The organism is Nocardiopsis sp. NPDC049922 (assembly GCF_040660275.1).
Taxonomy (GTDB): Bacteria; Actinomycetota; Actinomycetes; order Streptosporangiales; family Streptosporangiaceae; genus Nocardiopsis.
In genome coordinates this window covers 309,044-321,298 of sequence record NZ_JBFAME010000004.1, presented here as the reverse complement: position 1 = coordinate 321,298, position 12,255 = coordinate 309,044, and the positions used below count along the sequence as shown (strand labels likewise).

The window sequence follows — 12,255 nt, the reverse complement described above, 5'->3', positions numbered from 1 at the left end:
TGCCGCACGGCTAGGTGGTCTCACCCCTCGCGCCGGCGGCCGACAACGCGTGTCGGCCGCCAGCAGGCCGGGGTTACTTAGCCTTCTCCAGGATCTCCACGACGCGCCAACGCTTCGTCGCGGAGAGCGGCCGGGTCTCCATCAAACGGACCCGGTCACCGACGCCACAGGAGTTCGCCTCGTCGTGCGCCTTGTACTTGGTCGTCCGACGGATGACCTTGCCGTACAGGGCGTGCTTGACGCGGTCCTCGACCTCGACAACGACGGTCTTGTCCATCTTGTCGCTGACGACGTAGCCCTCGCGCACCTTGCGGTAGTTGCGAGTCGCGGTCTGGTTCTCACTCATTCGGCTGCTTCCTTCGTCTCCTCAGCCGACTCACCAGACAGCGGGGCGATCCCCAGCTCGTGCTCGCGCAGGATCGTGTAGATCCGCGCGATCTCACGCTTGACGGTACGCAGCCGGCTGTGGTTGTCGAGCTGGCCGGTGGCGGCCTGGAAGCGGAGGTTGAAGAGCTCGGTCTTCGCTTCCTTGAGCTTCTCGACCAGGTCCTCGACGGACTGGTCGCGCAGCTCGTGGGCAGTCACGGACTTCGCCATCACTCCCCCTCCCGCTTGACAAACTTGCACTTCATCGGGAGCTTGTGCATCGCACGACGCATGGCTTCCTTCGCCACGGCCTCGGGCACGCCCGACAGCTCGAACATCACGCGGCCGGGCTTGACCGGCGCGACCCACCACTCGGGCGAACCCTTACCGGAACCCATCCGGACCTCGGCGGGCTTCTTGGTCAGCGGGCGGTCCGGGAAGATGTTGATCCACACCTTGCCGCCACGCTTGATGTGCCGCGTCATGGCGATACGCGCGGCCTCGATCTGGCGGTTCGTCACGTAGGCCGACTCGAGGGCCTGGATGCCGAACTCGCCGAAGGTCACCGTGGTCCCGCCCTTGGCCTTGCCACGGAGGTCGGGGTGGTGCTGCTTACGGTACTTGACCTTACGAGGAATAAGCACTGGTCAGCTCCCCTCGGTCTTCGCGGACTCAGCCGGGGCCTTGGACTCGGCGCCCTGCTGGCCGCCGCCACCGCCGCCACGACGGCGGCGCTGCGGACGCTCACGGCGCTGACCGCCGCCGCCACCACCCGCGGAACGCTGCGCGGCCTGGGCCGCCTCGCGCTCGGCGCGGGTCGCGGGCGCGTCGCCCTTGTAGATCCAGACCTTCACGCCGATGCGGCCGAAGGTCGTGCGGGCCTCGAAGAAGCCGTAGTCGATGTCGGCGCGCAGCGTGTGCAGCGGGACCCGACCCTCGCGGTAGAACTCCGAGCGGGACATCTCGGCCCCGCCCAGACGACCGCCGCACTGGATGCGGATGCCCTTGGCGCCGCTCTTGACGGCGCTCTGCATGGCCTTGCGCATCGCGCGGCGGAAGGCCACGCGGCTGCTCAGCTGCTCGGCGACGCCCTGGGCGACGAGCTGCGCGTCGATCTCGGGGTTCTTGACCTCGAAGACGTTCAGCTGGACCTGCTTGCCGGTCAGCTTCTCCAGGTCGGTCCGGATACGGTCGGCCTCGACGCCGCGGCGGCCGATGACGATGCCCGGCCGGGCGGTGTACACGTCCACGCGGACACGGTCACGGGTGCGCTCGATCTCGACCTTGGAGATGCCCGCGCGCTCCATGCCACGGGTCAGCATCCGGCGGATCGCCACGTCTTCCTTGACGTAGTCCTTGTAGGACTTGTCCGCGTACCAGCGGCTCTTGAAGTCGGTGGTGACACCGAGGCGGAACCCGTGCGGGTTAACCTTCTGCCCCACTATCGGGTCCTTTCCTTCGTCTTGGACGAGGCGCCCGAGTCCTCAGCGACGACCACGGTGATGTGGCTCGTGCGCTTCGTCACCCGGAAGGCTCGGCCGAAGCCTCGCGGACGAATGCGCTTCAGGGTCGGACCCTCGTCCACCCACGCGCGTTCGACCACCAGCGACTCACGGTCCAGCTTGTCATTGTGCTCAGCGTTGGCGATGGCACTGGCCAGTACCTTGCCAACAGGCTCGCTCGCCGACTGGGGCGCGAACCGGAGCACCGCCTGTGCCTCGTCAGCGGGCAACCCGCGAATAAGGTCCACCACCCGGCGGGCCTTCCGGGGCGTAACACGGACGAACCGTGCCTGAGCCCTCGTTCCCATCGCTTTTCCCTCGCTCACGGAAATTCATCTCCACTCACCGTGGAGAAATGGTTCTTTCTCCTGCTGCAACCGCTAACGGCGGCTACGGCGGTCTTCCTTGACGTGGCTGCGGAAAGTACGCGTGGGAGCGAACTCGCCGAGCTTGTGGCCGACCATCGACTCGGACACGAACACGGGGACGTGCTTGCGACCGTCGTGGACGGCGATCGTGTGGCCGATCATCTCCGGGACGATCATGGACCGCCGGGACCACGTCTTGATGACGTTCTTGGTCCCCTTCTCGTTCTGCGTCTCCACCTTCTTGATCAGGTGGTCGTCGACGAAGGGACCCTTCTTCAGGCTACGTGGCATCAGACGTGCTCCTTACCGCTTCTTCTTACCGCTACGCCGACGCCGCACGATGAGCTTGTCGCTGGCCTTGTTCTTGGCCCGGGTCCGGCCTTCCTTCTTACCCCAGGGGCTGACCGGGTGCCGACCACCGGAGGTCTTGCCCTCACCACCGCCGTGCGGGTGGTCGACCGGGTTCATGACCACACCGCGGACGGTCGGGCGCTTGCCCTTCCACCGCGAACGGCCGGCCTTGCCCCAGTTGATGTTGGACTGCTCGGCGTTGCCGACCTGGCCGACGGTCGCGCGGCAGGTGATCTCCACCATGCGCATCTCGCCGGAGGGCATACGCAGCGTGGCGTACCGGCCCTCCTTGGCCAGGAGCTGGATCTGGGAGCCCGCGGAGCGGCCGAGCTTGGCGCCGCCACCCGGCTTGAGCTCCACCGCGTGCACGAACGTACCCGTGGGGATGTTGCGCAGCGGGAGGCAGTTGCCGGGCTTGATGTCCGACTGCGGACCGTTCTCGACGCGGTCACCCTGCTTGAGGCCGGCGGGCGCCAGGATGTAGCGCTTCTCACCGTCGACGTAGTGCAGCAGGGCGATGCGAGCCGTGCGGTTGGGGTCGTACTCGATGTGAGCGACCTTGGCCGGCACGCCGTCCTTGTCGTGGCGGCGGAAGTCGATCACACGGTAGGCCCGCTTGTGACCGCCGCCCTGGTGGCGGGCGGTGATGCGACCGTGGCCGTTACGCCCACCCTTGGAGTGGAGCGGACGCACCAGGGACTTCTCCGGCTCCGACCGCGTGATCTCGACGAAGTCGCTCACGCTGGAACCGCGACGACCCGGTGTCGTCGGCTTGTACTTACGAATGCCCATCTTCTTCGCGCATTCCTTTACGTGTTACTTGTGTGTAGCGGTCAAGACCCGGAAGGTCAGACACCGAAGATGTCGATCCGGTCGCCCTCGGCGACACTGACGATCGCGCGCTTGGTGTCCGGACGCTTCCCGTAACCGAAGCGGGTCCGCTTGCGCTTGCCCTTGCGGTTGATCGTGTTCACGCTCGTGACCTTCACGTCGAAGATCTTCTCGATCGCGATCTTGATCTGGGTCTTGTTGGCGTCCGGGCGAACGATGAACGTGTACTTGTTCTCGTCCATGAGCCCGTAGCTCTTCTCGGAGATCACCGGCTCGACGATGATGTCCCGGTGGTCGGCGATCCTCACTGGTCGTCCTCCTCGGACTGCGCGGCCTTGGCACCGGCCGCGTGGGCCAGGAACTCGGCGTAGCCCGCCTCGGTGAAGACCACGTCGTCCGAGTAGAGGACGTCGTAGGTGTTCACCTGGTCCGCGTCGAGGATGTGGACTTCCTCGAGGTTGCGCAGGGCGCGCCGGTTGTGCTCGTCCTCGCGGGCCAGGACGACCAGGACCTTGTCGGACTCGGTCACCTGACGCAGCGCCTTGAAGGCCGTCTGCGTGAGCTTGCTGTCGGCGTCCTCGGCCACGAAGGTGGTGAGGACGTGGATACGCCCGTGACGCGCCCGGTCGGAGAGGGCACCGCGCAGGGCGGCGGCCTTCATCTTCTTCGGGGTGCGCTGGGAGTAGTCGCGCGGCTGGGGACCGTGGACCGTGCCACCGCCGGTGTACTGCGGGGCGCGGATGGAGCCCTGACGGGCCCGACCGGTGCCCTTCTGGCGGTAGGGCTTCTTACCACCGCCGCGGACCTCGCCGCGGGTCTTGGTGGCGTGGGTGCCCTGACGGCCGGCGGCCAGCTGGGCGTTCACGACCTGGTGGATCAGCGGGATGCTGACCTGCTGGGCGAAGACGCTCTCCGGCAGCTCGACGCTGCCCTTGGCGCCACCCTCGGGGTTCTTGACCTCGATCTCGGCCATGGCTTACTTGTCCCCCTTCACAGCGGTGCGGACGAGCACCAGACCGCCGTTGGGACCGGGAACAGCACCCTTGACCAGGATGAGACCCTTCTCCGCGTCCACGGAGTGAACGGTCAGGTTCTGGACGGTCTTGCGCACGTTGCCCATGCGCCCGGCCATCCGCATGCCCTTGAAAACGCGGCCGGGCGTGGCGCAGCCGCCGATGGAACCGGGAGAGCGGTGCTTGCGCTGCGTGCCGTGCGAGGCGGAGAGACCACGGAAACCGTGGCGCTTCATCACACCGGCGAAGCCCTTGCCCTTGCTCTTACCCGTGACGTCGACCTTCTGGCCGCTCTCGAACGAGTCCGCCGTGACCTCCTGGCCGAGCTGGTACTCGGAGGCGTCCTCGGTGCGGACCTCGACGTAGTGCCGGCGCGGGGTCAGATCGTTCTTGCGCAGGTAGTCGCCGAGCGGCTTGTTCACCTTGCGCGGGTTGATCTGCCCGTAGCCGAGCTGGATAGCGGAGTAGCCATCGGTGTCCGGAGTCCGGATGCGGCTCACGACGCACGGACCGGCCTTCAGAACCGTCACGGGCACGATCCTGCCCGCGTCGTCGAAGACCTGGGTCATGCCGAGCTTCTCGCCCAGAACTCCCTTGATCTGCTTGGTGGCCATGTCTGTGCGTCCTTAAAGCTTGATCTCGATGTCAACGCCCGCCGGCAGGTCGAGCCGCATGAGCGAGTCGACGGTCTTCGGCGTCGGGTCGATGATGTCGATCAGCCGCTTGTGCGTGCGCATCTCGAAGTGCTCGCGCGAGTCCTTGTACTTGTGCGGCGACTTGATGACGCAGTAAACGTTCTTCTCCGTCGGCAGCGGCACCGGGCCCGCGACCTGTGCGCCAGTTCGCGTCACGGTCTCGACGATCTTGCGCGCCGAGCTGTCGATGACCTCGTGGTCATAGGCCTTTAGCCGAATGCGGATCTTCTGTCCCGCCATGTGGCCTGTTCGTCCTTCGCTTCAGTGTCCGTAACGGTGTCAGTCCCGGTCACAGACGCCCAGGCCCCGGCGGAGACCGCCGTGTACCGTGAGCCCCTATTCCCTTGAGAAACCGCAACAGGGCTTGCCCCTGCGGTGCGTCACCGTCACAGAGCCCGATGACGTCTTGTGTGGTGCGGTGGTCGGGCCGTGCGAACACGGCCCGACCACCGCGTCGGGGTGGCGCTCGGCCACCCCGACCCGGGTACTACTTGAGGATCTTCGTGACGCGACCGGCGCCCACGGTCCGGCCACCCTCACGGATGGCGAACTTCAGGCCCTCTTCCATGGCGACCGGCTGGATGAGCTGGACGGTCATCTCGGTGTTGTCACCGGGCATGACCATCTCGGTGCCCTCCGGCAGCGTGACGACGCCGGTGACGTCGGTCGTGCGGAAGTAGAACTGCGGGCGGTAGTTGTTGAAGAACGGCGTGTGGCGGCCACCCTCGTCCTTGGACAGGATGACGACCTGGGCCTCGAACTCGGTGTGCGGGGTGGTCGTGCCCGGCTTGATGACGACCTGGCCGCGCTCGACGTCCTCGCGCTTGATGCCGCGCAGGAGCAGACCGACGTTGTCGCCGGCCTGGCCCTGGTCGAGCAGCTTGCGGAACATCTCGACACCGGTGACCGTGGTGGTCTGCTTCTCTTCCTTGATGCCGACGATGTCCACGGTCTCGTTGACGTTGACGATACCGCGCTCGATACGGCCGGTGACGACGGTGCCGCGACCGGTGATCGAGAAGACGTCCTCGATCGGCATGAGGAACGGCTTCTCCGTGTCACGCTCGGGCTCGGGGATGTTCTCGTCGACGGTCTTCATGAGCTCGAGGACGGACTCGCCCCACTTGGCGTCGCCCTCGAGGGCCTTGAGCGCCGAGACCTTGGTGACGGGGACGTCGTCGCCCGGGAACTCGTACTCGCTGAGGAGCTCGCGGACCTCGAGCTCGACGAGCTCGAAGATCTCCTCGTCGTCCACCATGTCGGCCTTGTTCAGGGCGACCACGATGTAGGGCACGCCGACCTGGCGGGCCAGGAGCACGTGCTCCTTGGTCTGCGGCATCGGGCCGTCGGTGGCGGCCACGACCAGGATCGCGCCGTCCATCTGGGCCGCACCCGTGATCATGTTCTTCACGTAGTCGGCGTGGCCCGGGCAGTCGACGTGGGCGTAGTGACGCGCCTCGGTCTGGTACTCGACGTGGGCGACGGAGATGGTGATACCGCGCTCGCGCTCCTCGGGAGCGTTGTCGATGTCCTCGAACGGGGTGAACGGGTTCAGGTCCGGGTACGCGTCGTGCAGAACCTTGGTGATGGCCGCGGTCAGCGTGGTCTTGCCGTGGTCAATGTGACCGATGGTGCCGATGTTGACGTGCGGCTTAGTCCGCTCGAACTTTTCCTTCGCCACTGGATGTCTCCTAGACGTACAGAGCTATCTGGTGCCTGCTCCCGCGGCCGCGGGAGCGGGCTGGTTACGTGTCCGCGGGCGACTACTCGCCGCGGACCTTCGCCACAATTTCTTGGGCGACAGCGGACGGAACCTCCGCGTAGGAGTCGAACACCATCGAGTAGTTGGCTCGACCCTGCGTGCGGCTACGAAGGTCACCCACGTAGCCGAACATCTCGGAGAGAGGAACCCGGGCCTTGACGACCCGGACCCCGGAACGCTCGTCCATGGACTGGATCTGTCCACGACGGGAGTTCAGGTCTCCGATGACGTCGCCCATGTAGTCCTCGGGAGTGGTGACCTCGACGGCCATGACCGGCTCCAGGAGCGTGGGCTTCGCGAGCCTGACGGCCTCCTTGAAGGCCATCGACCCGGCGGTCTTGAAGGCCATCTCGGAGGAGTCGACCTCGTGGTACTGACCGTCCGTCAGGGTCACCTTGACGCCCACGAGCGGGTAGTGCGCGAGCACACCCAGCTCGGCGGCCTCCTGGCAGCCCGCGTCGACCGACGGGATGTACTCCCGCGGGATACGGCCACCGGTGACCGCGTTGACGAACTCGTAGCCGGTCGCGTCGCCGCTCTCGGTCTCGAGCGGCTCGATGTTGATCTTGACCTTGGCGAACTGGCCCGACCCACCGGTCTGCTTCTTGTGGGTGTAGACGTGCCCCTCGACCTTCTTGCGAATGGTCTCGCGGTACGCCACCTGGGGCTTACCGATGTTCGCCGCGACCTTGAACTCGTCGCGCATCCGGTTGACCAGCACCTCGAGGTGCAGCTCGCCCATGCCGGAGATCACGGTCTGACCGGTCTGGTCGTCCGTGGCCACCTGGAAGGACGGGTCCTCCTCGGCCAGGCGCTGGATCGCGATGCCCAGCTTCTCCTGGTCGCTCTTGGTCTGCGGCTCGATGGCCACCTCGATGACCGGAGCCGGGAACGACATGGACTCCAGGACGATCGGAGACGACGGGTCGCACAGCGTCTCGCCGGTCGTGGTGTCCTTCAGACCCATGACCGCGACGATGTCGCCCGCGCCCGCCTCGCTGATCTCCTCACGCTTGTTGGAGTGCATGCGGTAGATCTTGCCGATGCGCTCCTTGCGGCCCTTGACGCTGTTCTGCACCTGGGAGCCGGACTGGAGCACGCCGGAGTAGATGCGCACGTACGTCAGCTTGCCCAGGTGCGGGTCGCTCATGATCTTGAAGACCAGGGCGGACGCGGGCTCGTCGACGCTCGGCTTGCGGGAGAGCTTGGTCTCCTCGGTCTCGTCCTTGGGGTCGTGGCCCTCGATGGCCTCGACGTCCAGGGGCGAGGGGAGGTAGTCGGTGACCGCGTCGAGCAGGGGCTGGACGCCCTTGTTCTTGAACGCGGTGCCGCACAGCACCGGCACGGCGGTACCGGCGATGGTGGCGCGGCGGATCGCCGGGACCAGCTGCTCGACGGTGGGCTCCTGGCCCTCCAGGAACAGCTCCATGATCTCGTCGTCGGCCTCGGCCAGCGTCTCGATGAACTGGTCGCGCGCCTCGCGGGCGGCGTCCGCGTGGGTGTCCGGGATGTCGATCGTGTCGTACATCTCGCCCAGCGCGGCCTCTTCGTTCCAGACGTAGGCCTTCATGCGGACGAGGTCGATGACGCCCTTGAAGTCGCTCTCGGCACCGATGTTCAGCTGGATCGGCATCGCGTTCGCGCCCAGACGCTCGCGGAACATGTCCACGCAGCGCTGGAACTCGGCGCCGATCTTGTCCATCTTGTTGACGAAGCAGATGCGCGGGACGCCGTAGCGGTCAGCCTGACGCCAGACCTGCTCGGACTGGGGCTCCACGCCCTCCTTGGCGTCGAACACCGCGACCGCACCGTCGAGGACACGCAGCGAACGCTCGACCTCGACCGTGAAGTCGACGTGGCCGGGCGTGTCGATGATGTTGATGGTGTGGTCGGCCCAGTGGGTGGTGGTGGCAGCCGAGGTAATGGTGATACCCCGCTCCTGCTCCTCCTTCATCCAGTCCATCGTGGCGGCGCCGTCGTGGACCTCACCCACCTTGTGGGTGACACCGGTGTAGTAGAGGATGCGCTCCGTCGTCGTGGTTTTACCCGCGTCGATGTGGGCCATGATGCCGATGTTTCGCACCTTGGCCAGGTCAAGCAAAGTCTTAGCCATGAGGCTCGTCGTCCCTCGGTCTGTTCCGATCCAGCCGCTTTACCAGCGGTAGTGAGCGAAGGCCTTGTTCGACTCGGCCATCTTGTGCGTGTCCTCACGCTTCTTGACGGCCGCGCCGAGACCGTTGCTGGCGTCGACCAGCTCGTTCATCAGACGCTCGGTCATGGTCTTCTCACGGCGCTGACGCGAGTAGGAGACCAGCCAGCGCAGGGCCAGCGTGGTGGACCGGGAGGCGCGAACCTCGACCGGCACCTGGTAGGTCGCGCCACCGACGCGGCGGCTGCGGACCTCGAGCGCGGGCTTGACGTTGTCCAGGGCGCGCTTGAGAACGACGAGCGGGTCCTGGCCGGTCTTCTCGCGAGCGCCCTCCAGGGCGTCGTAGACGACGCGCTGGGCGATGGAGCGCTTGCCGTCGAGCAGCACCTTGTTGATCAGCTGCGTGACGAGCGGCGAGCCGTAGACCGGGTCGGTGATGAGCTGGCGCTTCGGCGCCGGGCCCTTGCGCGGCATGCTTACTTCTCCTTCTTGGCGCCGTAGTGGCTACGCGCCTGCTTGCGGCCCCGGACACCCTGGGTGTCGAGCGAACCGCGGACAATTCGGTAGCGGACGCCCGGCAGGTCCTTCACACGACCGCCACGGACCAGCACGATGCTGTGCTCCTGGAGGTTGTGACCGATGCCGGGAATGTAGGCAGTCACCTCGATGCCGCTGCTCAGCTTCACGCGAGCGACCTTGCGCAGAGCGGAGTTGGGCTTCTTCGGCGTAGTGGTGTAGACACGCGTGCACACACCACGACGCTGCGGACTCCCCTTCAGCGCCGGGGTCTTGTTCTTTGCGACCTTGTCCTGTCGGCCCTTACGGACCAGCTGCTGGATGGTGGGCACCGCGTCTCCGTCTTCCTCGTGACCTACGCCGGTTCTCGTAGCCGATATCGCTATTGACCTGCTGGATTTCCCGAACCTCCCCGACCCCCGATGTCGGGCGTGTCGCGCTCGTTCTGGCGCATGGCGAAGCCGAACACACCCGGCCTGGGGCCGTTGCTGGGAGGGGGTTCACATGAGCGGCACGCCAGTACCGAACCTCGGGAGGGTCAAGCCGCTCCCGGTCGGGCGAAAGGCGCCGCACACACACGTGTGACCCGTCGACTCACGGGCACAATCACACAGGCTACCGCCCGCCGTGTACACGGTCAAAACGGTGTGCGACATGGCGAGGACCGTGAATCCGATTCTCGCGTAGCCGTGGGTCCCCACCAGTCTACGCGCTTCGGCGCTCGCTTCGTCCCAGGTTTCCCTGGGGAAAGGGGATGGAGTCGCCCACACGTGAACGGCCGCCTTCCCCGGGACGTCCCGGGGAAGGCGGCCGACGTGCTAGAGGACGAAGAACAGAGCGACGGAGATCACCGTCACCAGGATGCCGATCACGGCGAACGCGGTTCCGGTGGTGATGAAGCCCAGCCCGTCGAGCGTGCCCCCCGAGCCGCGGATCGCCCGCTTGGCCCTGGGGCCGGTGACGAACAGCGCGAGGACCGCGGTGACCAGGCCGATGCCAGGCAGCAGCGAGGCCAGACCCAGCCACAGGGTGACGAGCGCCCCGCGCTCGGTGTCGGCGAGGAAGTCGACGCTGTCGTAGCCCGGGTAGGCGTCGCCCGCCTCGCCGCCGGGCGGACGGTCGTCGAAGCCCGGGAAGTCGCTCGCGATCGGGTCGCGCCTCCGACGCGCCCTCGACCGGTCCACCGGCATGCCGTAGTCGGCCGGGGTGAAGCCGTCGTCGTACTCGGGCTCCGGCTCCGGTTCGGGGCCGAGGTCCGACGGCGCACCCGGAGCGGGGGCGTCGTACTCGTCCTCGTAGATCTCGTCGGGGTCGCCGTCGAACCCGGTGTCGTGGTACCGCGAGTCGTACGGCTGGTCGGCGTAGGCGTCCTCCGCCTCGTCGTGGGAGAGCGCGTCGAACATCTGCGTCGCACCGCCCGGCTCACGCGGGCCGTCGGCGTCCGGCTCCCCGGGGTCGGCGTCCCAGTCGCGGTACTCGGGCTGGGCGGGTCCGCCCTCGCGGCGGCGCCGCTCGGCCTCGCGCACCGACTCGGGCAGACGGGCGTCCTCCCGGTCGAAGACCCACGTGTTGCCGGTGCCGCCGCCGGGCGCGGGCGAGAGCTCGTCGGCGTAGCGGTCCGTCGCGGGACCGTCCGCCCCGGCCCAGGTGTCGAGGTCGTCGGTGCGTCCGTCCCAGGAGGAGGGCGCGTCCGACCGGGGGCCGAGTTCGTCCTCCCAGGTGTCCGGGCCGCTCGCCGGGTGGCTCGGAGTCCGGGCCCCCAGACCGTCGTCGCCGGGGGTCCAGGTGTCGTTGACCCGGTCGAGGGCGGCGTCACGCACACCGGCCCCACCCGACACACCGAACGGCTCAGGGGCCGGGGGTCCGTCCGGCACCGGGGCCGAGGACCACGTGTCATGGTCGGTGGACCGGGACCAGGGCTCCTCGTCCCGGCCGGGAGCACCGGACCGCGAGCCGACGCCCTGATCGAGGGCGGCGTCCGGCGCCCACGGGGCGTCGCCGGAGGCCCCGTCAGACGACCACGGCTCATCACGCACACCAGACCCGGAGTCCCACCCGGACCCGGCCGACGGGCCGAACGGCTCAGGGGTCAGGGGCCCATCCGACACCGGGGACGCGGACGGAGACCAGGATTCCTCACGGTCCGGGCCACCGGACCTCGGCTCGACACCCCGATCCAGGGAGGAATCCGGCGACCACGACTCCTCACCCGCGAGGCTCGCGCCATCAGCGGACCACGGAGCATCCTCACCCGTGCCCGGAGACCACGGCTCATCACGCACACCAGACCCGGAGTCCCACCCGGACGCACCCGACACACCGAACGGCTCAGGGGTCAGGGGCCCATCCGACACCGGGGACGCGGACGGAGACCAGGATTCCTCGCGGCCCGGACCACCGGACCTCGGCTCGACACCCCGATCCAGGGAGGAATCCGGCGACCACGACTCCTCGCTCGCGGGGGCCGTGCCGTCAGCCGACCACGGAGCATCCTCACCCGTGCCCGGAGACCACGGCTCATCACGCACACCAGACCCGGAGTCCCACCCGGACCCACCCGACACACCGAACGGCTCAGGCGACAGAGGTTCGTCGGACACCGGGGACGCGGACCCACCGGCGCGCACAGAGGGCCATCCCTCCTCATCGAGCCCGTCCGCCTCAGCCGACCACGGAGCATCCTCGCCCGCGTTCGGAGACCA

16 protein-coding genes are annotated in these 12,255 nt (G+C 67.5%); all 16 read right to left on the bottom strand.

Annotation, left to right across the window (positions count from 1 at the left end; all coding sequences use genetic code 11):
- Positions 1-73: 73 nt before the first annotated feature.
- The 16 genes from rpsQ to AB0I72_RS10340 all read right to left on the bottom strand — a co-directional run bounded on the left by rpsQ (position 74) and on the right by AB0I72_RS10340 (position 11,373).
- Positions 74-346 carry a 30S ribosomal protein S17 gene (rpsQ, locus tag AB0I72_RS10415; RefSeq protein ID WP_017598546.1) on the bottom strand — a complete coding sequence of 91 codons (273 nt, stop codon included), beginning with the start codon at positions 344-346 and terminating at the stop codon, positions 74-76.
- Positions 343-597 carry a 50S ribosomal protein L29 gene (gene rpmC, locus AB0I72_RS10410; protein WP_358565300.1) on the bottom strand — a complete coding sequence of 85 codons (255 nt, stop codon included), beginning with the start codon at positions 595-597 and terminating at the stop codon, positions 343-345. The genes rpsQ and rpmC overlap by 4 nt, the downstream gene beginning before the upstream one ends.
- On the bottom strand, positions 597-1,010 hold the full coding sequence (rplP, locus tag AB0I72_RS10405; RefSeq protein ID WP_075928302.1) for a 50S ribosomal protein L16: 414 nt from the start codon (positions 1,008-1,010) through the stop codon (positions 597-599). Before rplP ends, rpmC begins: the two co-directional genes overlap by 1 nt.
- A gap of 3 nt (positions 1,011-1,013) precedes the next feature.
- Positions 1,014-1,808 (bottom strand): 30S ribosomal protein S3, encoded by a 795-nt coding sequence (rpsC, locus tag AB0I72_RS10400; protein ID WP_358565297.1) that lies wholly within the window; start codon positions 1,806-1,808, stop codon positions 1,014-1,016.
- Entirely contained in the window at positions 1,808-2,176 is a 369-nt protein-coding gene (gene rplV / locus AB0I72_RS10395) for a 50S ribosomal protein L22 (RefSeq protein WP_075928304.1), read from the bottom strand. Before rplV ends, rpsC begins: the two co-directional genes overlap by 1 nt.
- 72 nt (positions 2,177-2,248) lie before the next feature.
- Positions 2,249-2,527, bottom strand: a complete 279-nt coding sequence (gene rpsS, locus AB0I72_RS10390) for a 30S ribosomal protein S19 (RefSeq protein WP_073700518.1) — start codon at positions 2,525-2,527, stop codon at positions 2,249-2,251.
- A gap of 12 nt (positions 2,528-2,539) precedes the next feature.
- Positions 2,540-3,379: a 50S ribosomal protein L2 gene (gene rplB / locus AB0I72_RS10385; protein ID WP_017598540.1), complete on the bottom strand. Its 840-nt coding sequence runs from the start codon at positions 3,377-3,379 to the stop codon at positions 2,540-2,542.
- A gap of 56 nt (positions 3,380-3,435) precedes the next feature.
- On the bottom strand, positions 3,436-3,726 hold the full coding sequence (rplW, locus tag AB0I72_RS10380) for a 50S ribosomal protein L23 (protein ID WP_358565293.1): 291 nt from the start codon (positions 3,724-3,726) through the stop codon (positions 3,436-3,438).
- Positions 3,723-4,391 carry a 50S ribosomal protein L4 gene (gene rplD / locus AB0I72_RS10375; protein ID WP_358565290.1) on the bottom strand — a complete coding sequence of 223 codons (669 nt, stop codon included), beginning with the start codon at positions 4,389-4,391 and terminating at the stop codon, positions 3,723-3,725. Before rplD ends, rplW begins: the two co-directional genes overlap by 4 nt.
- A gap of 3 nt (positions 4,392-4,394) precedes the next feature.
- The gene (gene rplC, locus AB0I72_RS10370) at positions 4,395-5,045 is read right to left on the bottom strand and encodes a 50S ribosomal protein L3 (protein WP_358565287.1); all 651 of its coding nucleotides are present in this window, start codon (positions 5,043-5,045) and stop codon (positions 4,395-4,397) included.
- Between the two features lie 12 nt (positions 5,046-5,057).
- Positions 5,058-5,366, bottom strand: a complete 309-nt coding sequence (gene rpsJ, locus AB0I72_RS10365) for a 30S ribosomal protein S10 (protein WP_358565284.1) — start codon at positions 5,364-5,366, stop codon at positions 5,058-5,060.
- A 247-nt stretch (positions 5,367-5,613) separates the two neighbouring features.
- The gene (gene tuf / locus AB0I72_RS10360; protein WP_358565281.1) at positions 5,614-6,807 is read right to left on the bottom strand and encodes an elongation factor Tu; all 1,194 of its coding nucleotides are present in this window, start codon (positions 6,805-6,807) and stop codon (positions 5,614-5,616) included.
- Positions 6,808-6,889: 82 nt separating this feature from the next.
- A complete protein-coding gene (gene fusA / locus AB0I72_RS10355; protein ID WP_358565278.1) occupies positions 6,890-9,001 on the bottom strand; it encodes an elongation factor G in 2,112 nt (703 codons plus the stop codon).
- A gap of 39 nt (positions 9,002-9,040) precedes the next feature.
- Positions 9,041-9,511, bottom strand: coding sequence for a 30S ribosomal protein S7 (gene rpsG, locus AB0I72_RS10350; RefSeq protein WP_017598533.1), 471 nt, complete (start codon positions 9,509-9,511; stop codon positions 9,041-9,043).
- 2 nt (positions 9,512-9,513) lie between these two features.
- Entirely contained in the window at positions 9,514-9,885 is a 372-nt protein-coding gene (gene rpsL / locus AB0I72_RS10345) for a 30S ribosomal protein S12 (RefSeq protein ID WP_014912437.1), read from the bottom strand.
- A 486-nt stretch (positions 9,886-10,371) separates the two neighbouring features.
- Positions 10,372-11,373, bottom strand: a complete 1,002-nt coding sequence (locus AB0I72_RS10340) for a hypothetical protein (protein ID WP_358565275.1) — start codon at positions 11,371-11,373, stop codon at positions 10,372-10,374.
- Positions 11,374-12,255: the final 882 nt, after the last annotated feature.